The following is a 21,433-nucleotide window of genomic DNA, read 5'->3' as shown; positions in this document are numbered from 1 at the left end:
GTCGGTGTCATGACAGAGTCGACAGGCGGGCTGGAGCACCGGGTGAGGGGCGTGGACCACGTCGCCTTCCCGACCTTCGACCCCGCGGCCACGGTGCGCTTCTACCGGGACGTCCTCGGCTTCCCGGTGGTGCACTCGATCTGCGCGGCGGGCTGGGGTCCCGAGCACCACCCGGACTTCATCCACTTCTTCTTCGACATCGGCAACGACGACCGGATCGCGTTCTTCTACTACTTCGGCACGGAGAACCCGACCCGCGGGGACAAGGGGGACGCGTACGCGAAGTTCGCCGCGGACGTCCCCGAGTACTTCGTCCGCTCCCGGCACCTCGCGATCCACGTGGAGAACGAGGAGGACCTGCTGGAGTACCGCCGCCGGCTGGACGCGAGCGACTGGCCCGTCGAGATGCAGATCCAGCACGAGACGATCGAGTCGATCTACACCCACGACCCGAACGGCTACTTCTTCGAGATCACCCGGGCCATGCGGCCGGTCACGCCGCAGGAGGACCTGGACGCGACCCTCACCATCGACGCCCTGCTCGACGTGCTGGACCGGCCGGAGCCGACCTTCGGCAAGCTGTTGGCCCGCAAGGCCGAGCTGATCGTCGACCGGGCCGCGGGATGGCAGCCGGCGGAGCCGGCAGGCACGGCGGGCTGGGAGACGGTGGTTCGATGAGCGAGCGTGCGAGCGAATCATGGACTCAGCGCCTGCGCGAAGCGCCGAGCCCGCGCAGCGGGGGAGAGCGATGAGCACGCTCTACGTGCTCGACATCCCGGAGAACACCGCCGTCGCGACGATCGCCGCCGAGGATCCCACCGTGGTCGTGGACAAGATCGGTCCGTACTTCGAGATCCGGGCGGACGGGCCCCTCGTCGTCGACCGGCGGGCGACCGGGTGCCGGCACGCGGTCTGGTACTCCTGCGTCGCGGGCGTCGCGCCGGGAGACGTGATCACCCAGCACGACAAGGACGCGCTGCGCGTGGAGTCCGCGTGAGGCTGGGGGAGGGGCGCTACCTGGCGGCGGGCGAGCGACCCGGCGCGACCGTCACCAGCGTCCACGAGCTGACCACGGCGGACGGCGCGACGGTCCGCGGCGTGCTGGCCACCGTGCCCGGCGCCCGGACCGTGGTCTGCCTGATGCACCCGCGCCAGGACGTCACGCACCACGCGCTCGTGCCGCTGTTGCTGCAGGCCGGGGTGGCGGTGTGGACCCAGGGCTCGCGCTCGCCGAACAACGACCTGAACCTGGTGCACGAACAGGCCCTGCTCGACGTCGGGGCAGGGCAGGTGTTCCTGCGCGAGCGGTTCGAGGACATCGTGGTGCTCGGGCACTCCGGCGGTGGCACCCTGTTCGCCTACTACCTGGAACAGGCCGCGTCGACCGACCGGATCGGCACGACCCCCGGCGGACGGCCCGTCGACCTCGCGGGCGCCGAGCTGCCCGTCGCGGACGGCGCGATCTTCCTCGCCCCGCACCCCGGCCAGGGCATGCTGCTGCTGGCCTGCATCGACCCCTCGGTCGCGGACGAGGCGGACCCGATGTCGGTGATCCCGGGACTGGACCCGTGGAACCCCGCCAACGGGTTCGCGGAGCCGCCCGCGAGCTCCTCGTACAGCGCGGACTTCCTGGCCGAGTACCGCGCGGCGCAACGCGCCCGGGTCGAGCGGCTCGACGCGTTCGCGCGCGAGTCCCTCGCCGCGACCGCGGCGGCGCGGAAGGCGCACAAGGTCACCGGCGCCGCCGTGGACCGGCGCCGCGCCCTCGCCCCCACGATCATGACGGTGTTCCGCACGGACGCCGACCCGCGGAACGTCGACCTCTCGCTGGACCCGAGCGAGCGGCCGTACGGCTCGCTGTTCGGCACGCGCCCGGACCTGATCGACTACGGCCAGGTCGGCTTCGGCAGGCTCGCCACCCCGGAGGCCTGGCTCTCCACCTGGTCCGGCCTGTCGAGCAACGCGGACTTCGTGCGGTGCGCCCCGAGCGTCACGGTCCCGACGCTGTTCCTGGAGCTCACCGGGGACCAGGCCGCCTTCCCCGCGGACTCGGCCCGCATGATCGCCGCGCTCGGCACGGCGCCGATCCCCGGCGGCGACCTGACCACGGCGAAGGTCCGCGGCCTGCACTTCGGCGCCGCCCTCGCCCCGGGCGAGCCCACCGGCAACGAGCTGGCCGCCGCCGAGATCGCGACCTGGCTCGAGAAGCGCCACCCCCTGTCCCCGCCGCCCTGACCGGCGACCGGCGCGTTCGTTCAGACCTCGTGCGCGAACGCGCTGGTCGCCGGGTCAGTGGGGCGGGGCGTAGGCGCGCAGGAACACGTCCACGCCGTCCCGGGCGATCTGTTCGACCTCCGCGGCCGGGAGCGGGATCGCGCCGTGGAAGGAGCGGCTGGTCACCTCGCCCGCCGAGAGCAGGACGAGGTGCCGGGCGGCCCGGGACGGGTTCGCCGCGCGCAGCCTGCCCTCGGCCATGAACCGGGCGAGGTGGGCCTCCAAGGCCTGCTGCACCCGCCGGGGACCGGTGTCCTGCCAGGACTCCACGGCCTCGGCGGGGATGTGCCCCACCTCGGCGGCGATCTGCCGGACCAGCGCGAAGTGCTCGCGGTCACCCGGCACGGCGTGCTCCTGCGCGAACCCGACGAGTGCCTCCCGCAGGTCCGTGACCTCCCCGCCCAGGTGCTTCTCCATGGCCTCGATCTGGCTCTCGGCGACCCGGGTCGCGCTCTCGTCGATCACGGCGCCGAACAGCGCGGCCTTGTCGGCCACGTGGTTGTAGATCGTCCGCGTGGACACCCCGGCCTCGCGCGCGATCTGGTCGATGCTCGCGCGGGTGTAGCCCTCGCGGGCGAACACGGTCAACGCACCGCGCAGGATCGCGCGCCGCTTGTCGGGGAGCCTGGGCACGCGTGGATCCTTCCAGGTACAACGACCGTTGTCACCTTACAATGCACGTTGTACTTTACCTGTCATGAGCAGTGAGATCCGGATCGGGATCGTCGTCGGGAGCACGCGCCCGAACCGTCGGGGCGGCGTGGTGGCGGACTGGGTGCGACGGGGGATCGAGTCGCGCGGGCTCGTCCCGGAGCTGCTGGACCTGGCGGAGTGGGCCCTCCCGATGCTCGACGAGCCCGACCCGGCCATCCACGGCGCGTACGCGAACCCGCACACCCGGGCGTGGGCCGCGGCCGTCGACCGGTGCGACGCGTTCGTCTTCGTGGTCCCGGAGTACAACCACTCGTTCCCCGCCGCGCTGAAGAACGCGATCGACTACCTGTTCGCCGAGTGGAACGACAAGGCGGCCGGGCTGGTCGGGTACGGGGTGCAGGCCGGGGTGCGGGGGATCGAGGCGCTGCGGCCGGTGCTGTCCGAGGTGAAGATCGCGCACGTCCGGACGCAGGTGTGCCTCACCCTCATGACGGACTTCGCGCTCTCCGGACCGACGGACGTCGGGACCCTGCATCCCGCGCCGTACCAGGAGGAGACCCTCGGGCGGATGGTCGACGAGGTGGTGGCGTGGGCCGGTGCGCTGCGCGGGTTGCGGGTGCCGACGTGACCCCGGCGGTGCGGCGGATCGCCGCGGTCGTGGTGCTGGGCGCGCTGCTGTCCATGCTCGACGCGACGGTGGTCGCCGTCGGACTGGAGACGATGGCCCGCGACCTGGGTGTGGACCTCGCCGCGGCCCAGTGGATCGCCCACTCCTACCTGCTGGCCCTCGCCGTGGCCCTGCCCGCGTGCGGCTGGCTGGGCAGACGGGTCGGGACGGGGCGGCTGTGGCTGGTCGCGCTGGCCGGGTTCACGCTCGCCTCGGTCCTGTGTGCGGCCGCGCCGACCCTCGGGCTGCTGGTCGCGGCGCGGGCGCTGCAGGGGGTGGCGGCCGGGTTCCTGGTGCCGAGCGGGCAGGCGCTGCTGGGGCAGGCCGTCGGGCCGGAGCGGCTGGGCCGGGTGATGGCGCTGCTGGGTGCGGTGGTCAGCCTCGGGCCCGCGCTGGGGCCGGTCGTCGGGGGTGTGCTGCTCGAGGTCGCGTCGTGGCCGTGGCTGTTCCTGATCAACCTGCCACTGGGCGTCGTGGGGATGGTGGCGGGCCTGCGCGTGCTCCCGCGCGGCACGCCCGCCCGCCCCGGCCCGCTCGACGTCCCGGGCCTCCTCCTCGCCGGGATCGGCCTGTCCGTGCTGGTCTACGGCCTGACGGTGCGCGCCCCGCTGCCGATGGTGGCAGGCGCGGTCCTGCTGGTGCTGTTCGTGGTCCGGACCCGGCGCCGCCCGTCTCCGCTCACCGACCTGCGGCTGTTCGCCGAGCGCCGGTACGCCCTCGCGACCCTCTGCAGCACTCTGACCGGCGCCTCGCTCTTCGGCACGGTGCTGGTGTTCCCGCTGCTCCTGCAGCTCGCGCGCGGCACGGGCCCGGTCGGCACCGGGCTGTCCCTGCTCTCCTACGGCCTCGCGACGGCGGCCTCCACACCCCTGGCCGGGCGGCTCACCGACCGGATGGGTGGCGGCCGGGTCGCGGTCGCAGGCTGCGTGGGGCTGATGCTCACCGCGATCCCGTTCGCGCTGTGGACCCCGGGGCCCGTGCTGCTGCAGGTCCTGCTGGTGCTGCGCGGCGTGGCGATCGGCTTCGCCGCCATCCCCCCGACCGTCGCGGCGTACGCGGCGGTGCGCCCCGAGAGCCTCCCGGACGCCACCACGCAGCTCAACGCCCTGCAACGGGTGGGAGGGGCGATCGGCGGCGCGCTCGTGGCGACGGTGCTCGCGACCCTGTTGCCCGCGGGACCCGCCGCCGCCTTCACCGCGGTGTTCTGGCTCCTCGCGGGTCTGGCCGCCGTCGCCCTCGTGCCCGCCGTCCTCCTGGCGAGGCGGCCCGCGCCCGAGCCGACCCCCCGTGAGCGGCGATAGTCGCTCTGGCGACCATCGCCGCTCACGGGGAGAGGCAGTGCGGGTCAGTGCAGGGGGGCGGCGGTCTTCTCGCGGACCTCGTCCTCGCTCACGCCGAAGGTCTCGACGAGCTGGAGGCCCTCGGGGGTCACGTCGATCACCGCGAGGTCGGTGACGATCCGGTTCACGCAGGCCACCCCGGTCAGGGGGAGGGTGCATTCCTGCAGGATCTTGGGGGAGCCGTCCTTGGAGACGTGGTCCATCATCACGATGACCCGCCGGGCGCCGTGGACGAGATCCATCGCGCCGCCCATGCCTTTGATCATCTTGCCGGGGATGGCCCAGTTCGCGAGGTCACCCGTGGCGCTGACCTGCATCGCGCCCAGCACGGCGACGTCCACGTGCCCGCCGCGGATCATGCCGAAGCTGTCCGAGGAGCCGAAGAAGCCGGCGCCGGGCAGGACCGTGACGGTCTCCTTGCCCGCGTTGATCAGGTCGGCGTCCACCTCGTCGTCGGTGGGGTAGGGGCCGACGCCGAGGATGCCGTTCTCGCTGTGCAGCACCACGGTCCGGTCCGCGGGCACGTGGTCCGGGACCAGGGTGGGCATGCCGATGCCGAGGTTGACGTACGCGCCGTCCCACAGCTCGTCCGCCACCCGCTTCGCGAGCTGGTCCCTGGTGAGACTCACTTCCGCACCGTCCTGAACTCGACCGGCTTCTCGACGTCCGGCACGTGGACCACGCGCTGGACGTGGATGCCGTGGGTGTGCACCGCGTCCGGGTCGATCTCGCCGGGCTCGACGAGGTGCTCGACCTGCGCGATCGTGATCCGGCCCGCGGCGGCGCAGTCCGGGTTGAAGTTGCGTGAGCTGCGCCGGTAGACGAGGTTGCCGTGCCGGTCGCCCTTCCAGGCGTGGACCAGCGCGAAGTCCGGGGTGAGGGCGCGTTCGAGCACGTAGCGCGTGCCGTCGAACTCGCGGACCTCCTTCTCCGGCGACCGCACCGCGACCGAGCCGTCCGGCGCGTAGCGCCAGGGCAGCCCGCCGTCCGCGACGAGCGTGCCGACCCCGGCGGGGGTGAAGAACGCCGGGATCCCCGCGCCGCCCGCCCGCAGCCGCTCGGCCAGCGTGCCCTGCGGGGTCAGCTCCAGCTCCAGCTCGCCCGCGAGGTACTGGCGGGCGAACTCCTTGTTGTTGCCGACGTAGGAGCCGATCGTGCGGCGGATGCGGCCCGCCGCGAGCAGGGTGCCGAGGCCGAACCCGTCGATCCCCAGGTTGTTGCTGATCGTCTCCAGGTCCGTCGCGCCCTGCTCGAGCAGGGCCGCGATCAGCACGGTCGGCACGCCGGACATGCCGAACCCGCCGACCGCCAGCGACGACCCGTCACCGATGTCGGCCACCGCCTCCGACGCCGAGGCCACCACCTTGTCCATGCCCGGCACGGTACGGCAGGTTCGCATGTCGCACAAGTGTTCGTATCGCGAACAGAACTAGGCCCAGGAGCGCGGCGCGGAGCTCGTCGGCCGTCGCGTAGATCGCGGCCGCTCCCGCCGCGGCGAGCTCGCCCGGCTCGGCGTAGCCCCAGCCCGCACCCAGGCAGGAGACGCCGTGCGCGGCCGAGCCGACGACGTCGTGCAGGCGGTCGCCGACCATCACGCAGTCCGCGGGCGCGGGGGAGCCCAGCCTGCGCAGCGCCTCCTCGACGACGGCCGCCTTGGACGGCCGACGGGCGTCCACGGTGTCCCCGGTGATCGCGGTGAACAGCTCGGTCCAGCCCTGGTTGGCGATGATCTCGCGGGCCGCGGGCTCGTTCTTGCTCGTCGCGAGCCCGAGCTGCACGTCCGCGGCGACCAGGGCCCGCAGCAGCGGCTCGATGCCGGGGTACGGCGTGGACTTGAGCAGCCCGCTCTCCTGGTAGAGCGGGCGGTAGCGGGCCAGCACGGCGGCCGCGGCCTCGGCCCCGACGATCGGCGGCAGGGACTCGTAGAGCGGGGGTCCGAGCAGGTGTCTGCCGATGACGGTGTCGTCCCACGGCACGCCGACCTGGTCGAAGGCCGTGCGCAGGGTGCCGAGGATGCCGGGGGCGGAGTCGACGAGGGTGCCGTCGAGGTCGAGGAGGACGGTGCGAGTCACCCCGCCATCATCCCCGACGAGGTGGACGCATGACGTACGGTTGTCCGCATGACGAACGCGGGGCTGCTCACACCGCTGTACGGAGCGGGTGCCGTGGCGGCGCGGCTGACCGACGACGAGTGGGTCCGCGCCCTGCTCGACGTCGAGCGGGCCCTGTCCCGCGCCGCGGCCGAGCACGGGTTCGTGCCGGTCGAGCACGCGAAGCGTATCGCGGACACCGCCTTCGCCGTGGACCCCGCCGAGCTCGCCGCCGCGTCGGTCGAGGGCGGCAACCCGGTGATCCCGCTGGTCCGGCTCATGCGGGCCGCGGTGGGGGACGCGGCGTCCGCGGTGCACCCGGGCGCGACCAGTCAGGACGTCATGGACACGGCGGTCGTGCTGCTGGTGCGCCGCGCGGCCGAGCCGCTGCTGGCCGACCTCCGGGGGGCCGCGGACGCCGCCGCCGCGCTCGCCGCGACCCACCGGGACACCCCGATGATGGCGCGCACGCTCCTGCAGGCCGCCCTACCGACCACGTTCGGCCTGGTCGCGGCGGGCTGGGCGGCCGGACTCGACGCCGCCGCCCGCGATCTCGCCGCCCGGGTCGACGCGCTGCCGGTGCAGTTCGGGGGCGCGGCGGGCACGCTCGCCGGCTCCGACCCGGCCGTCGCCGACACCCTCGCCGACCTGCTCGACCTGCCCCGGCAGCAGGTCCCGTGGCACACCGAGCGGACCCGGATCGGTGCGCTCGCCGGGGCCCTGGGCGTGGCCGCGGGGGCCTGCGGCAGGGTCGCGACGGACGTCGTGCTGCTGGCGCAGACCGAGCTGGCGGAGGTCTCGGAGGGGGCGCCGGGGGACTCGTCCTCGATGCCGCACAAACGCAACCCGATCGCGGCGGTGACCGCGCGGGCGTCCGCGCGGCGGGCGCCCGGCCTGGTCGCGACGCTGCTCGCCGCCATGGACCACGAGCTCCAGCGCGGCGCGGGCCCCTGGCACGCCGAATGGGGCACCCTGACCGAGCTGCTCGGGACGACCGGCGGCGCCGCGGCCCGGCTGCGGACCTCCCTGACCGGGCTCGGGGTCCATCCCGACGCCATGCGGGAGAAGCTGACCGGGCCGGACACCGGCCACGCGGGCACGCTGGTCGACCGGGTCCTGGAGGCGCGATGAGCGCGGACGGGCCGAACGCGGCGGAGCGCCTCACCGAGGTCGTGCCGCGGCAGGAGCACGTGCAGTCGCTGGCCCGCGGCCTGGCGGTGATCAAGGCGTTCAACGGCGACCGGCCCGCCCAGACGCTGTCGGACGTCGCCCGGGCGACCGGGCTGACCCGCGCCGCCGCCCGCCGGTTCCTGCTCACCCTCGCCGAGCTCGGCTACGTCCGGACCGACGGGCGGCTGTTCACCCTGACCCCGCGGGTGCTGGAGCTGGGCTACTCGTACCTGTCGGCGCTGTCGCTGCCCGAGGTCGCCGAGCCGCACCTGGAGGAGCTGGTGCAGCTCGTCCACGAGTCGGCCTCGGTCGCGGTGCTCGACGGCTCGGACGTCGTGTACGTCGCGCGCGTCGCGACCAGCCGGATCATGACCGTGTCCATCACGATCGGGACCCGCTTCCCGGCCTACGCGACGTCGATGGGCCGGGTCCTGCTCGCCGCGTTGTCCCCCGCCGAGCTGGACCAGCGGCTCGGTGACCCGCGCAGGCTCACCGAGCGCACGATCGCGGACCCGGCCGCCCTGCGGGACGTGCTCGGAGACGTCCGGGCGGCGGGCTACTGCCTGGTGGACCAGGAGCTGGAGGAGGGCCTGCGGTCGATCGCGGTGCCGATCCGGGACAACACGGGCCGGGTCATCGCGGCCGCGAACGTCAGCACCCACACCAGCCGCGGCACCCGGGCCTGGCTCCGCGACGAGGCCCTGCTGCACCTGCGCGCCTGCGCGCTCGGCATCCAGCAGGACCTCCGCGGGGCCCGGGGGGCCTAGATCCGCAGCCTCGCCTCCACGTCGGCCGGGGCGTCCGGGAGGGCCCTGAGCTCGGCGACCAGGCGGGCCCGGTCCGCGTCGCGGTAACCGTGGAAGGGGATCGCGGAGCCGATCACCGGGTGCAGCGCGCGGCGGCGCCGGACCGGCGTCCAGGCGACGATCCAGGCCAGCAGGGCGATGACGGCGATGACGGTGAGCACGGTGGAAGTCATGGCAGGAAGTGTGCGCTCTGTGAGTTCCCGCCAGAAGTGGCCAGAACGCCACAGGTCGTAAATATACTGCCGTCATGCTCCGCAGTGTCGCCGTCCTCGTCCTGGACCGGCTCGCCGTGTTCGAGTTCGGCGTGCTCTGTGAGGTCTTCGGGCTCGACCGCTCCGACGACGGGCTGCCCGTGCTGGACTACCGGGTCTGCGGCGTCGAGGCGGGCACGCCGGTCAGCACCTCCGGCGGCGTGCAGGTGATCCCCGCGCACGGGCTGGACGGGCTCGCCGGGGCCGACCTGGTCGCCGTCCCGGCCACCGGCCTGCGGGAGTACCCCGAGGAGGCGCTGCAGGCCCTGCGCGACGCGGAGGCGGCGGGCGCGACCCTGCTGAGCGTCTGCTCGGGGGTGTTCGTGCTGGCCGCAGCCGGGTTGCTGAGCGGGCGCCGGGTGGCGACCCACTGGCACAGCGCGGACGAGTTGCGGGCCCGCCACCCGGACGTCGAGGTGGACCAGGACGTCCTGTTCGTCGACGAGGGCAACCTGATCACCAGCGCGGGCACCGCCGCCGGCATCGACGCGTGTCTGCACCTCGTCCGCCGCGAGCTCGGCAGCGCCGTGGTCAACGGGATCGCGCGCCGCATGGTGGTGCCGCCGCAGCGCGAGGGCGGCCAGCGCCAGTTCATCGACCGCCCGGTGCCGGAGTGCTCCGCGGACTCCCTCGGCCCGGTGCTGGACTGGCTGCTGGGGAACCTCGACGTCGAGCACTCGGTCGCCGACCTCGCCAAGCGGGCGGCGATGTCCGAACGCACCTTCGCCCGACGGTTCGCCGCGGAGACCGGCACCAGCCCGCTGCGCTGGCTGACCCGGCAGCGGGTGCTGCACGCGCGCAGGCTCCTGGAGGACACGGACCTGTCCGTGGACGCCGTCGCGAGCCGGTGCGGGTTCGGCTCGGCGACGCTGCTGCGCCACCACTTCAAGCAGGTCGTGGGCGTGTCTCCCGCGGACTACCGGCGGTCGTTCCATCGGGTGTGACGGCGGGGTGTGACGGCGGGGTGTGACCCACCCCCACTACCTGAACGTTCGCTCAGTAGGCACGATGTCCGAATGGACGCGAGCCCGATCGCCGCCCCGCTCGTCGAGAAACACTTCCCCGGGCCGAAGACGGTCAGCGGCCGATTCGCCTCCGCACCGGTCGAGGGCGGCCTCGGGGTGCGGGTCCTGGCGATCGCCGACCGGCGCGACCCGCAGCCCGAGCGCCTGCTGCTGACGGCGCCGCTGCGGGTCGGGACCCCGCACCTGGTCGCCCTCGCGGTCGCCACGGACACGGCGATCGGCATCGCCGTGCACTCCGCGACCCCCACCCCGACGTCCGGGCCCACGCTGGACCTGCGCCTGGACGCGATCGCGGACCCCGCGCCGGGCGCCCGCAGCCTCGAGATCGTCGCGGAGGTGCTGGGCACCCCGACCGCGGACGACCGCGCAGGCGCCGCGCGGGCGCTGGTCACCGACGACACCGGGCGCACGGTCGCCCACGGGATCGCCACGATGGTGGTCGAGCCGTTCACCCCGCGCACCCCCGGCCGCCGCTCCGGGGCGGCGGACGGGCCGCAGCTGGACGTCTCGCGGCTCGTCCGCACCCTCGCCACCGCAGCTGTCGCGGACGACACCCTGGCGTTCCCGCTCGGCCCGTGGCTGGGCAACCTGCGGGGGAGCATGCACGGCGGGCTCGTGCTCGCCGTCGGGCGACTCGCCGCGCAGCGCGTCACCGGGGTGTCGGGCCGAACCCTGGACACGGCCGTCGAGTACCTGCGTCCCGTGCCCCTCACAGGCACCCTGACCTGCCGGATCGTCCCGGAACGGGTCGGGCGGCGGTTCCGTACCGACCGCACGGAGCTGGTCCTGCCGGACGGAAAGATCGCCGCCGTCGTGCGCTCCGCCACGGCATCGGGGTGATACTCGGATCACCACCACACCGAGGAGCGCGACAATGCCGGCCTCACCCACCCCGCCCGCTTCGGGGGGCGCCGTCCCCCAGACCCGAATCGCGGTGATCGGCGCGGGCCCGTCCGGGCTCTATGCGGCCGCCGCCCTGCTCGCCTCCGAGTCCCCCGTGGACGTCGACGTGATCGACCGGCTCCCCGCCCCGTACGGCCTGGTCCGCTACGGCGTCGCCCCCGACCACGTGAAGATGAAGTCCGTCATCCGGGTGCTGCAGCGACCCTTCTCCGACGGCTCGCGGGTCCGGTTCCTGGGCAACGTGCGGGTGGGGGAGGGCGGCATCCCGCTGGACGTCCTCAAGGAGCACTACCACGCGGTGATCCACGCCTCCGGCAGCTCCGTGGACCGCGCCCTGGGGATCCCCGGTGAGGAGCTCCCCGGCAGCTACGGCTCCGGCGCGTTCGTGAGCTGGTACTGCGGGCACCCGGACCACGTCGACCTCGACCCGGTGCTGGACCACGCGGGCGTCGTGGTGGTGGGGGCGGGCAACGTGGCGCTGGACGTCGCGCGGGTGCTGGCCCGCGGGCACGTCGAGATGGCGGCGACGGACGTGCCGGACCGGGTGCTGGACGCGCTGCGGGGCAGCGGGGTCGAGGACGTGCACGTCGTGATCCGGCGCGGGCCCGAGCACGTGAGGTTCACGCCCGCCGAGCTGCGCCAGATCGGGGAGCTCGCGGGCGTGCAGGTCCTCGTGCACGGCTACACCGAGCCCGCGGAGGAGCCCGCCGAGCGGCGACAGAAGCAGAACCTGGCGATGCTGGCCGAGTGGGCCGCCGACCCGGGACCCGCCCGGCCGCGGCGCATCCACCTGCACTTCCACCGCACGCCGGTGCGGCTGCTGGGGGAGGGCCGGGTCACCGGGATGGTCGTCGAGCCCACCGGCGGCGGGGCCGAGGAGACGCTCGACGCGGGCCTGGTCGTGCGGGCGATCGGCTACCTCGGCGAGCCCATCCCGGGCCTGCCGTACGACGGCGGGATCGTCCCGAACACGGCGGGCCGGGTCGAGCCGGGCACCTACGTGACGGGGTGGATCAAGCGCGGCCCCACCGGGGTGATCGGGACCAACAAGGGGGACGCCGTCGAGACCGTCGCGAGCCTGCTGGACGACCTGCACACCCTGCCCGCTCCGCCGCACCCGGACCCCGACTCGGTGATCGCGGTGCTGGAGGCCTACGGCGTCGAACCCGTGACGTGGACCGACTGGGAACGCCTCGACGCCGAGGAGGTCCGCCGCGGGGGAGCCAGGGACGCGGAGCGGGTCAAGGTCGCCGACCTGCAGGACATGCTGGCCGCGGCCCGGGGCCGGTCCCGCGTGTCGTGAGCGGCGGTCGTGAGCGGCGATGGTCGCCGGAGCGACCATCGCCGCTCACGGGCGGTCAGTAGGGGTCGACGGACTCGACGGTCGGGATGGCGCGCAGGCGGGTCTGGAAGGCCTCGGCCTCGTCCGCCGTCATGCTGACCGAGCAGGTGAGCGCGCTGCACCCGACGCCCTCGCGGACGTCCACGGCCATCTCCTTGACCAGCGGACCGCAGGCGCGCAGCTCCGCGGCGACGAGCAGGACGCCGTCCATGCCGTGCGTGGTGATGATCGTGTGCTTGCGCAGGATCCGGGAACCGGTGAAGGCGGGGCGGTCGATCGTGATGCTCATGGGAGTGCTCCGGGATGCGTTCGGGAGACGTACGGGAACGCGAGCCAGGTCTGGCAGGGTCCTCGACTTGGGGGAGCGGGGCGAGAGCCCGCAGAGCGCGACGGCGGCCTGGGTCAGCCGACGCGCCGGGCTACTACGAGCCCGAGGCGCGCGGCGAGAAGAAGGCTCGCGGCGATTCGCACGTCGAGGACACTACCACGGAGGTGATCCACACGACACCGGGCGGGACCCGGAGCACGGAAAAGCCCCCTGACCATGCGGTCAGGGGGCCTTCTCGAGACGAGCTCAGTCCGTCTGGTCCTTCGGCCGCCCGGCGTCCGGACGACCCGCCAGCTCGAGCTGCTCCGCGGTGCGGGCCCGCTCCTCGCTGGCCTCCAGCTCCTGGTGGTGCAGGTCGGCGCGCGCCCGCTCCAGGGCCGCGGTCTCGTCGACCGGGTCCGGGGAGAGCAGCGAGCCCGCGACCGGGTCGCCCGCCGAGCCCAGCTGGTTCATCCGCTTGGGCACCGGGGCGCCCTGGTAGTCCAGCGGGATCGCGTGCCCGTGGCCGTCCACGCCCGCGAGGGGCTGGTGGATCTCGATGAACTCACCGTGCGGCAGGCGCCGGATGATGCCGGTCTCGATGCCGTGCTCCAGCACCGCGCGGTCGCCGCGCTGCAGGCCCACACAGAGCCGGTAGGTCACCCAGTAGACGATCGGCGGGACCACCAGCAGGCCGATGCGGCCCGCCCACGTCGTCGCGTTGAGCGAGACGTGGAAGAAGTAGGCGATCCAGTCGTTGACGCCGCAGAGGACGAGCCAGACGTAGAACGAGATGCCCATCGCGCCGAGCGCCGTGCGGACCGGGACGTCCCGGGGGCGCTGCAGCAGGTTGTGCAGGGCGTTGTCCCCCGTCATCCGCCGCTCGACGGCGGGGTAGATGCCCGCCACCACGAACAGCACCGGCAGGAACGCCACCGTGGCCCAGAAGGCCGCCGGGATCGTGTACGTCCCGAACAGGTAGATCTCCCACGGCGGGAAGATGCGCGCCATGCCCTCGGAGAAGAGCATGTACCAGTCCGGCTGCGAACCGGCCGAGATGTGCGAGGCGTCGTACGGGCCGAGGTTCCAGATCGGGTTGATCTGGAAGATGCCCGCCATGATGCCGATGACGCCGGTGACGACGGCGAAGAACGCGCCGCCCTTCGCCGCGAAGACCGGGAGGATCCGGACGCCGACGACGTTGGTCTCCTTGCGGCCCGGGCCGGGGAACTGGGTGTGCTTCTGGTACCAGACCAGGCCCAGGTGCACGCCGATCAGCGCGAGCAGGATGCCCGGGAAGATCAGGACGTGGACGATGTAGAGCCGCGGGATGATCTCCGTGCCCGGGAACTCGCCGCCGAAGAGCAGCCAGTGCGCCCAGGTGCCGATCACCGGGATCGACATGATGAAGCCCGAGGCGATGCGCAGGCCGACGCCGGAGAGCAGGTCGTCCGGCAGCGAGTAGCCGGTGAAGCCCTCGAGCATGCCCAGCAGGATCAGGACGAGCCCGATGATCCAGTTCGCCTCGCGCGGCTTGCGGAACGCGCCGGTGAAGAACACCCGGAACATGTGGGCGATCATCGAGGCGACGAACAGCAGCGCGGCCCAGTGGTGGACCTGCCGGACGAACAGCCCGCCCCGGACCTCCAGGGAGATCTCGAGCGCGCTCTCGTAGGCCCGCGACATGTGGATGCCGCGCATGTTGTCGAACGGCCCGTTGTAGACCACCTCGACCATCGACGGGTCGAAGAACAGCGCGAGGTAGATGCCCGACAGCAGCAGGATGATGAAGCTGTAGAGGGCGACCTCGCCCAACATGAAGGACCAGTGGGTCGGGAAGACCTTGTTGAACTGCTTCCGCAGCCCGGCCGCCGGGTGGTACCGCTGGTCGGCCTCGTCCAACGCCCCCGCGAGTCTGCTCGCCGAGGTCGTGGTGGGTGTGGTGATGGCGCTCATGGCCTCCGCTCCCAGAATGCCGGTCCGACAGCCTCGATGAAGTCGCTCCGTGCCACGAAGTAACCCTCGCTGTCCACGGTAATGGGCAACTGGGGGAGTGCGCGCGTCGCGGGACCGAAGACGGGCCGCGCGTACTCGGTCGCCAGGAACTGCGACTGGTGGCACGGGCACAGGATCCGGTTGTCCTGTGCCTGGTACAGCGACGTCGGGCAGCCCAGGTGGGTGCACACCTTCGAGAAGGCGTAGAAGTCGCCGTAGTTGAAGTTCTCCTGCCCCTGCCGCTTGACGGTGGGGGTGTCCGGCCGGAGCCGGATGAGCATGACGGGCGCGTCGGAGGCGCGCTGCGCGTGCAGCAGGGCCTCGTCGTCACCGCGCTGGGACTCGATGTACGGGAACACGGTCTCCATGGAGCCCGGCTCCATGTCCTCGGGGCGGACCCGGGAGATCTCGCCGAGGATGCCGGTGTCCCGGCGCAGGTAGACGGTCTCGCCGTTCTCGCCGCGCCACGGGGTGACCCACAGGGCCGCCTCGTCGCCGCCCTTCCACGGGTTGCGGATCAGCGGACCGAGCGCGGCGATGCCGATCCCGACGCCGAAGATGCCCGCGGCCGCCCCGGCGGAGCGGGTGATCAGCTTGCGCCGCGCGATGTCGGTGGAGCGGCCCGCGCCCGCGAGCTGCGCCAGGATCGTCTTGCGGTCGACCTCGGGGGAGCGGCCGTCGTGGCGCTGCTGGACCGACACCTCCTCGGGGAAGAACTTCCGCACGTAGGAGATGACGCCGATGCCCAGCGCCAGCACCGCGAACCCGAACAGGAACCCGACGACCGGGGTGTAGAGGTGGTACCAGCCGTAGCCGTCCTGACCGGGGGCGACGTACTCGTGCGGCCACGCGATGAACGCGACGATGAAGCCCAGTGCGGACAGCGCGGAGAGGATGAACCAGGTGGCGACGGAGCGCTCGGCGCGCTTCTCGGCGCGGGTGCCCTTGACCGGGAACCGGGGCGCGTTGTGCACGACCTCGACGCCGTCGAGGGTGCCGGCGAGCCGCTCGAGCTCCTCCGGCGACATCCGCTCGAGCTCCTCAGGCGTGGGCTGCGCCGCTCCCGGGGTGTCGGTGGCGCTCAATTCTTCGCTCCCAACCACATCGCGAATCCGATGATCGAGGCGAGGCCGACGATGAAGACGACCACGCCCTCCGTCGTCGGGCCGACGCCGCCCAGGTCCAGACCGCCGACCTGGTTGTTGCCGTTCGTCACCGACTTGACGTAGGCGATGATGTCCCGCTTCTCCTCCGGCGTGAGCTGCCGGTCACCGAACTTCGGCATGTTCTGCGGGCCGGTGAGCATCGCCGTGTAGATCTGCTCCTCGGTCGGCTCGGCGAGCGCCGGGGCGTACTTGCCGGAGGACAGCGCGCCGCCGACGCCGGTGAAGTTGTGGCAGCTGGCGCAGTTGAGCCGGAACAGCTGACCGCCGCGGGCCGGGTCGCCGCCGCGCAGGGCGGCACCGGTCTGCGCGGGGGTCTCGGGACCGCCGCCGTTCGCCTGGACGAAGGCGCCCAGCGCGTCGAGGTTCTCGCGGCCCACCTCGGTGTCCGGGTCGAACTGGGGGAGCGGGGGCTTGCGCATGATCTGCGCCTCCTGCCGGGCCGCGGGCATGCGGCCGGAGGAGACCTGGAAGTAGACCGCCGCGTCGCCGACGCCGATCAGGCTCGGACCGCGCGACTCGACACCCTGCAGGTTCGAGCCGTGGCAGGTGATGCAGGCCGCGTTGTAGAGCTCCTCGCCCTTGGCGACGAGCGCCTGGTCGGTCTGGGCGGTCGCCACGTTGTTGTCGGTCTGCTCGCTCACGAACAGGGCGAGGCCGCCGGTGGCCACGAGCGCGACGCTCAACGCGGCCGCGGCGGCGAGCCGCCGCTTCAGCTTGCCGTGACCCCACCTCTTTCGTGGGGTACGTGTGGTGGTCTCGGTGGTCATCGTCGGCGTCTCACCCTCACGGTGGTCGTGCTGTCGGTTCGGGGCTGGTGCAGGTGGCGCGGGGGCCCCGCTACCGGATGAAGTAGATGACGGCGAACAGGCCGATCCACACGACGTCGACGAAGTGCCAGTAGTACGACACGACGATCGCGGCGGTGGCCTGCGCCGGGGTGAACTTGGAGAGCTTCGTGCGGATGAGCAGGTACACGAACGCGACCAGGCCGCCCGTCACGTGCAGACCGTGGAAGCCCGTCGCCATGTAGAAGACGGTGCCGTAGGCGCTCGACGAGATCGTGGTGGCGTGCTCGGTGACCAGGGTGTGGTACTCGTTGACCTGGCCGATCACGAAGAACGTGCCCATGGCCAGGGTCAGCAGGTACCAGCGCCGCAGGCCGAACACGTCGCCCCGCTCCGCCGCGAACACGCCGAACTGGCACGTGAACGACGACGCCACGAGGACGATCGTCACCACCAGCGCGTACGGGACGTCGAGGTGGGTCGGCGGCGGGGGCCACTCGCCGACGTTCTGGGCGCGCGCGGTGAAGTAGATCGCGAACAGGCCGGCGAAGAACATCAGCTCGCTGGAGAGCCAGACGATGGTGCCGATGGAGACCAGGTTCGGTCGGTTCAGCGAGTGGATCCGCGCGCTGATGTTGGGAGCCGCTGTCGTCACGCGGGCATTATGACCCACATCTTCTACAGCGTGTCGGTCAACCCGGGTTCTTTTGCGATGAACGTGCGCGGAGCGGTCCGGGTTCCCGGCTAGTATCCGGCGGGTGAGCGACGCACCGACCCAGAACGTGCTGGTCTTCAGCCACCGCCCGGAGGTGAGGGAGGCCCTGATCAACGCCGTCGGGCGCCGTCCGGCCCCGGATGTCGGGCGCATCCGCTACCAGGAGGTCGGCGGTGTCGCGGAGGTCCTCGCGGCGTGCGACGCGGGCGAGGTCGATCTCGCGATCCTCGACGGCGAGGCGCAGCCGACCGGCGGGCTCGGGCTCGCCCGGCAGCTCAAGGACGAGATCACCGACTGTCCCCCGATCGTGGTCGCCGTCCGGCGGGCGGACGACCAGTGGCTCGCCACCTGGTCGAAGGCGGAGGCGGTGCTGGTCCATCCGCTCGACCCGATCACCGCGGCGGAGACGGTGGCGGACGTGCTGCGTTCGGCGCTCGCCACCCGCTGATGGCGGGGACGACCTGGCCGGGGGTGCTCGGCAGGCTCATCGGCGGGACCGACCTGGGCGCGGACGAGTCGGCCTGGGTGATGGACCAGGTGCTCTCCGGGGACGCGACGCCCGCGCAGCTGGCGGGCTTCCTCGTCGCGCTGCGCGCCAAGGGCGAGACGGCGTCGGAGATCACCGGGCTGGCCGCGGCGATGCTCGACCACGCCCACCGGATCACCGTCGCCGCCCGCTCCGTGGACGTCGTCGGCACCGGCGGGGACCAGGCCAACACGGTCAACATCTCCACCATGGCCGCCGTGGTGGTCGCCGCGGCCGGGGTGCCGGTGGTGAAGCACGGGAACCGCGCGGCGTCCTCGGCGTCGGGCGCGGCGGACGTCCTGGAAGCCCTCGGGGTGGCGATCGACCTGCCGCCCGCCGCCGTGGTCTCGTGCGTGGCGGAGGCCGGGATCGCCTTCTGCTTCGCGCCCGTCTTCCACCCGTCGATGCGCTACGCCGGGCCGGTGCGCCGCGAGCTCGGGGTGCCCACGGCGATGAACATCCTCGGCCCGCTCACCAACCCCGCCCAGCCCTCGGCGGGGCTCGTGGGCTGCGCGGACCCGCGGCTGGCCCCGGTGATCGCCGAGGTGCTGGCCGGGCGCGGGGCGTCCGCGCTGGTCGTCCGCGGGGACGACGGGCTGGACGAGCTCACCACGACCACCACCAGCACCGTCTGGGTCGCGGGCGGGGGCGCGGTCAGGTCGTCGACGTTCGACCCGGCGTCGGTCGGGATCCCGCTCGGCACCCGCGAGGACCTGCGGGGCGGGGACGCCGCGCACAACGCCCAGGTGGCCCGCGACCTCCTCGCCGGCAAGGCCGGGCCGGTGCGGGACGCCGTGCTGCTCAACGCCGCCGGCGCCATCGCGGCCTTCGACGGCCCGGTCCTGGACCTGGTGGGCGCGCTGGGGGCGGGCCTCACCCGTGCGGCCGAGGCGATCGACTCCGGCGCCGCGGAGGCGCTGCTGGCGCGGTGGGCGTCGGTGTCCACGGGGTTGAAGAGCTAGCCACCCCTCTCCGTCGACGAAGCCCGTCGCACCGACCGGTGCGGCGGGCTTCGTCGTGTGTGGGCGTCCTGCGGCGGGGGGTGCACGTTTCGTGCTCCCAGTGCTGCGTGATCGCCGGTTGTGTGCGCTCAGGGTGGTGGGGGCGACGGTGTCGGCACGGAAATCGCGATCATGCCGGCGCGCGGGCCGGGGCGGTCACCGATGGTGAGGTCGCCGTGACATCTCGTGAGAGTGCCTGCTCGGACGGGTGGTGACACGTGCGCGACCCGTCCGCCCCGGTCACTGCACAGGGTGACGCTCGACCGGTGACCACGTCACGCGATCGGGCGGCTTCGGGCTGTAGCTGGTGACGGAAAGCGGACATCAGCACCATCATTCACGTCAGCACCACCTACCTCACTGACACCACTGGTTCGGCTGGGCAGTGACTCCCCGCTCGCGGAGGGTCGCGGTTCGACCGGGTCTCGTCACCCACCAGGGCGACGGGGTGGTGCATGCGAAAGGCGACTGACCGATGAAGCATCGAGCCCGTAAGCACCTGACCGTCGTCGCGGCGGTGGGCGCGCTGGCCCTGCTCGGGCCCGGCGTCGCTCTCGCGTCCGGGGTCGGGTCGCAGCCGACCACCGGCGTCACCGCCCCGGCGACCGGCCTGCTGGCCCAGGAGACGACCGACGCGGCCGAGCCTCCCGCCGCCGAGCAGCCCGCAACCGAGCCCGCTGCGGCCGAGCCCGCCGCAACCGAGCCGGCTGCGGCCGAGCCCGCTGCGGCCGAGCCGGCTGCAGAGCCCGCAGCTGCCGAGCAGCCTGCTGCCGAGCCCGCGGCCGCCGAGCAGCCCGCCCAGGAGCCGACCGACGCCGCCGGCCCCGCGGCCGCCGCTCCGGCCGCGCCCGCCGCCCCCGCTCCGGCGCCCGAGCCGGACACCGCGGCGGAGATCCACGGCTGGGGTGCGCCGCTCCCGCAGTCCGACGAGTTCAACTACACCGGACAGCCCGACCCGTCGAAGTGGGTGAACATCGACGGCTGCTGGTCGGGCCACGACGGCAACGGGAAGCGCTGCGGCGCCAACAGCACGGTCGACGGCGAGAAGCTGATCCAGAAGGGCCTGCCCAACGGCGACACCGGGTGGCTCGCCTCGAAGCTCGACCAGCAGTACGGCCGCTGGGAGGCGCGCGTCCGCTCCTTCAACGACGGGGACTCCGGCAACGAGTACCACCCGCTGCTGATCGTGTGGCCGTCCTCGGACAGCTGGCCCAACGACGGCGAGTACGACTTCCTCGAGAACCAGGCCCCCGGCGAGGACTGCGCCAACGCCTTCATCCACTACCCGCACCCGAACATGCCGGTGCAGCAGGAGTTCCTCGAGGAGGACGACTGTGGGGCACCGCTGTCCGAGTGGCACAACATCGCCTTCGAGTGGACGCCCGACCACGTGCGCGGCTACATCGACGGCAAGGAGTGGTACACCCTCAAGGACGGGGCGGGCCCCGGTGGCCGGGCGAACATCCAGGGCATGCCGTCCGGGAAGCTGACCATCCAGTTCGACAACTTCTACGGCGGCGGCATGCGCGAGGCCAGCTACGAGATCGACTGGGTCCGCATGTACACCCTCGAGCCCCAGGCGATCGCCGGCGATGCGAAGGCCGGACCCGGCGGGGCCTCCACCCCGGGTGCCACCGCGGGCCCGGGTGGGGCGAGCGCGGGCGACGACACCACCGCCCCGTCCGTCACGACCGCCCCCGACGCGACCGCACCGTCCGCCACCGCACCGTCCGCCACCGCACCGTCCGCCACCGCACCGTCCGCCACCGCACCGTCCGCCACCGCACCGTCCGCCACCGCACCGTCCGCCACCGCACCGTCCGCCACCGCACCGTCCGCCACCGCACCGTCCGACACCACACCGGCCGACACGGCGACAGCGAACGACGCACCCGCCGCGACCCAGCCCGCCGCGGCCGAGCCCGCCGCGGCCGAGCCCGCCGGGGACTCACCGAGCGGATCGACCCCCGCCTCGGACACCGCGCCCGCGGAACCGCCGGCGACGGGCGCGTCGAGCACGGGTGGCAGGTCGGAGGCGACACCGGCCGGCTGACCGGCCGCCGAGCCGCCGCAGTGGTGAGGTGCACGTCAGGCCCCCGACCGCCGGTCGGGGGCCTGACGCGTGGAGCAGGCTCAGTCGCCGACGGCGAAGGCCGCCTCGGTGTCCGCGCTGGAGTACGAGCGGAAGGCGATGTGGGTGTCCGTGTGCTGCACGCCCTCGACCTTGGACAGCTTCCCGGCGATCACGTCGGCGAGCTGCTCGTGCTCCTTGACCTTCACGATCGCGATCAGATCGACGTCCCCGGCGCAGGAGTAGACCTCCGCGACCCCGTCGAGGTCCGCGATCTCCTGCGCGGTCTCGGGGATGCGGTCGGCGTCGGTGTGCACCAGGACGATCGCGGTGATCACGGGCTCT

24 protein-coding genes are annotated in these 21,433 nt (G+C 73.1%); 13 read left to right on the top strand and 11 right to left on the bottom strand.

Features of this window, described 5'->3' with window-relative positions; translation table 11 throughout:
- Nucleotides 1-9 precede the first annotated feature (9 nt).
- From BLS43_RS02355 to BLS43_RS02345, 3 genes are all read left to right on the top strand, one after another.
- A complete protein-coding gene (locus BLS43_RS02355) occupies nt 10-678 on the top strand; it encodes a VOC family protein (RefSeq protein ID WP_093075817.1) in 669 nt (222 codons plus the stop codon).
- 70 nt (nt 679-748) lie between these two features.
- Complete coding sequence (locus BLS43_RS02350) at nt 749-997, top strand: hypothetical protein (protein WP_093075814.1); 249 nt, start codon at nt 749-751, stop codon at nt 995-997.
- Nucleotides 994-2,235: an alpha/beta fold hydrolase gene (locus tag BLS43_RS02345; RefSeq protein WP_093075811.1), complete on the top strand. Its 1,242-nt coding sequence runs from the start codon at nt 994-996 to the stop codon at nt 2,233-2,235. Before BLS43_RS02350 ends, BLS43_RS02345 begins: the two co-directional genes overlap by 4 nt.
- Nucleotides 2,236-2,289: 54 nt before the next feature.
- Here BLS43_RS02345 and BLS43_RS02340 read toward each other — a convergent pair whose 3' ends face one another.
- Nucleotides 2,290-2,907 (bottom strand): TetR/AcrR family transcriptional regulator, encoded by a 618-nt coding sequence (locus BLS43_RS02340; RefSeq protein WP_093075808.1) that lies wholly within the window; start codon nt 2,905-2,907, stop codon nt 2,290-2,292.
- A gap of 64 nt (nt 2,908-2,971) precedes the next feature.
- On the opposite strand from BLS43_RS02340, the gene BLS43_RS02335 reads away from it, so the two are divergent.
- Nucleotides 2,972-3,556: an NADPH-dependent FMN reductase gene (locus BLS43_RS02335; RefSeq protein ID WP_093075805.1), complete on the top strand. Its 585-nt coding sequence runs from the start codon at nt 2,972-2,974 to the stop codon at nt 3,554-3,556.
- Nucleotides 3,553-4,896, top strand: a complete 1,344-nt coding sequence (locus BLS43_RS02330; RefSeq protein ID WP_143029919.1) for a DHA2 family efflux MFS transporter permease subunit — start codon at nt 3,553-3,555, stop codon at nt 4,894-4,896. The genes BLS43_RS02335 and BLS43_RS02330 overlap by 4 nt, the downstream gene beginning before the upstream one ends.
- 44 nt (nt 4,897-4,940) lie before the next feature.
- On the opposite strand, the gene BLS43_RS02325 is transcribed toward BLS43_RS02330, so the two are convergent.
- Genes BLS43_RS02325 through BLS43_RS02315 form a run of 3 tightly spaced genes read right to left on the bottom strand, consistent with a single transcriptional unit; the run spans nt 4,941 to nt 7,007 of the window.
- A complete protein-coding gene (locus BLS43_RS02325) occupies nt 4,941-5,564 on the bottom strand; it encodes a CoA transferase subunit B (RefSeq protein WP_093075798.1) in 624 nt (207 codons plus the stop codon).
- On the bottom strand, nt 5,561-6,307 hold the full coding sequence (locus tag BLS43_RS02320) for a CoA transferase subunit A (RefSeq protein ID WP_093075795.1): 747 nt from the start codon (nt 6,305-6,307) through the stop codon (nt 5,561-5,563). The genes BLS43_RS02325 and BLS43_RS02320 overlap by 4 nt, the downstream gene beginning before the upstream one ends.
- Entirely contained in the window at nt 6,258-7,007 is a 750-nt protein-coding gene (locus BLS43_RS02315; RefSeq protein WP_093075792.1) for an HAD family hydrolase, read from the bottom strand. The genes BLS43_RS02320 and BLS43_RS02315 overlap by 50 nt, the downstream gene beginning before the upstream one ends.
- Nucleotides 7,008-7,055: 48 nt before the next feature.
- Here BLS43_RS02315 and BLS43_RS02310 point away from each other — a divergent pair, with 48 nt between their 5' ends.
- Both BLS43_RS02310 and BLS43_RS02305 read left to right on the top strand, forming a co-directional pair.
- A complete protein-coding gene (locus BLS43_RS02310; protein ID WP_093075790.1) occupies nt 7,056-8,156 on the top strand; it encodes a lyase family protein in 1,101 nt (366 codons plus the stop codon).
- Nucleotides 8,153-8,962: an IclR family transcriptional regulator domain-containing protein gene (locus BLS43_RS02305; protein ID WP_093075787.1), complete on the top strand. Its 810-nt coding sequence runs from the start codon at nt 8,153-8,155 to the stop codon at nt 8,960-8,962. The genes BLS43_RS02310 and BLS43_RS02305 overlap by 4 nt, the downstream gene beginning before the upstream one ends.
- Here the strand turns inward: BLS43_RS02305 and BLS43_RS02300 are convergent.
- A complete protein-coding gene (locus BLS43_RS02300; RefSeq protein ID WP_143029918.1) occupies nt 8,959-9,174 on the bottom strand; it encodes a hypothetical protein in 216 nt (71 codons plus the stop codon). The two genes, BLS43_RS02305 and BLS43_RS02300, sit on opposite strands and share 4 nt — an antisense overlap.
- Before the next feature lie 74 nt (nt 9,175-9,248).
- Between BLS43_RS02300 and BLS43_RS02295 the strand changes: the two genes are divergently transcribed.
- The 3 genes from BLS43_RS02295 to BLS43_RS02285 all read left to right on the top strand — a co-directional run bounded on the left by BLS43_RS02295 (nt 9,249) and on the right by BLS43_RS02285 (nt 12,483).
- Nucleotides 9,249-10,196, top strand: coding sequence for a helix-turn-helix domain-containing protein (locus BLS43_RS02295; protein WP_093075781.1), 948 nt, complete (start codon nt 9,249-9,251; stop codon nt 10,194-10,196).
- 72 nt (nt 10,197-10,268) lie between these two features.
- Complete coding sequence (locus tag BLS43_RS02290) at nt 10,269-11,117, top strand: PaaI family thioesterase (protein WP_093075778.1); 849 nt, start codon at nt 10,269-10,271, stop codon at nt 11,115-11,117.
- Nucleotides 11,118-11,151: 34 nt separating this feature from the next.
- A complete protein-coding gene (locus tag BLS43_RS02285) occupies nt 11,152-12,483 on the top strand; it encodes an FAD-dependent oxidoreductase (protein WP_093075775.1) in 1,332 nt (443 codons plus the stop codon).
- A 55-nt stretch (nt 12,484-12,538) separates the two neighbouring features.
- Here the strand turns inward: BLS43_RS02285 and BLS43_RS02280 are convergent, their stop codons facing one another.
- The 5 genes from BLS43_RS02280 to ctaE form a co-directional block, all read right to left on the bottom strand.
- A complete protein-coding gene (locus BLS43_RS02280) occupies nt 12,539-12,811 on the bottom strand; it encodes a hypothetical protein (RefSeq protein WP_093075772.1) in 273 nt (90 codons plus the stop codon).
- A gap of 285 nt (nt 12,812-13,096) precedes the next feature.
- Nucleotides 13,097-14,785 carry a cytochrome bc1 complex cytochrome b subunit gene (gene qcrB / locus BLS43_RS02275; RefSeq protein WP_093075769.1) on the bottom strand — a complete coding sequence of 563 codons (1,689 nt, stop codon included), beginning with the start codon at nt 14,783-14,785 and terminating at the stop codon, nt 13,097-13,099.
- Nucleotides 14,782-15,909, bottom strand: coding sequence for a cytochrome bc1 complex Rieske iron-sulfur subunit (gene qcrA / locus BLS43_RS02270; protein WP_255733899.1), 1,128 nt, complete (start codon nt 15,907-15,909; stop codon nt 14,782-14,784). The genes qcrB and qcrA overlap by 4 nt, the downstream gene beginning before the upstream one ends.
- Nucleotides 15,906-16,757 (bottom strand): cytochrome bc1 complex diheme cytochrome c subunit, encoded by an 852-nt coding sequence (gene qcrC / locus BLS43_RS02265; protein ID WP_093075763.1) that lies wholly within the window; start codon nt 16,755-16,757, stop codon nt 15,906-15,908. Before qcrC ends, qcrA begins: the two co-directional genes overlap by 4 nt.
- A 70-nt stretch (nt 16,758-16,827) precedes the next feature.
- Entirely contained in the window at nt 16,828-17,430 is a 603-nt protein-coding gene (ctaE, locus tag BLS43_RS02260) for an aa3-type cytochrome oxidase subunit III (protein ID WP_093075760.1), read from the bottom strand.
- Nucleotides 17,431-17,533: 103 nt separating this feature from the next.
- Here ctaE and BLS43_RS02255 point away from each other — a divergent pair, with 103 nt between their 5' ends.
- From BLS43_RS02255 to BLS43_RS31590, 3 genes are all read left to right on the top strand, one after another.
- A complete protein-coding gene (locus BLS43_RS02255; RefSeq protein ID WP_093075758.1) occupies nt 17,534-17,938 on the top strand; it encodes a hypothetical protein in 405 nt (134 codons plus the stop codon).
- On the top strand, nt 17,938-18,978 hold the full coding sequence (gene trpD, locus BLS43_RS02250) for an anthranilate phosphoribosyltransferase (protein WP_093075756.1): 1,041 nt from the start codon (nt 17,938-17,940) through the stop codon (nt 18,976-18,978). The genes BLS43_RS02255 and trpD overlap by 1 nt, the downstream gene beginning before the upstream one ends.
- A 514-nt stretch (nt 18,979-19,492) precedes the next feature.
- Complete coding sequence (locus tag BLS43_RS31590) at nt 19,493-21,070, top strand: glycoside hydrolase family 16 protein (RefSeq protein WP_093075752.1); 1,578 nt, start codon at nt 19,493-19,495, stop codon at nt 21,068-21,070.
- A gap of 80 nt (nt 21,071-21,150) precedes the next feature.
- Here BLS43_RS31590 and BLS43_RS02240 read toward each other — a convergent pair whose 3' ends face one another.
- On the bottom strand, nt 21,151-21,426 hold the full coding sequence (locus tag BLS43_RS02240; protein ID WP_093075749.1) for an Lrp/AsnC family transcriptional regulator: 276 nt from the start codon (nt 21,424-21,426) through the stop codon (nt 21,151-21,153).
- Nucleotides 21,427-21,433 lie beyond the last annotated feature (7 nt).

The sequence above is a fragment of the Pseudonocardia oroxyli genome (genome assembly GCF_900102195.1).
Classification (GTDB): Bacteria; Actinomycetota; Actinomycetes; order Mycobacteriales; family Pseudonocardiaceae; genus Pseudonocardia; species Pseudonocardia oroxyli.
The sequence above is the reverse complement of the archived record's forward strand: the minus strand, read 5'-3'. Positions and strand labels throughout refer to the sequence as shown.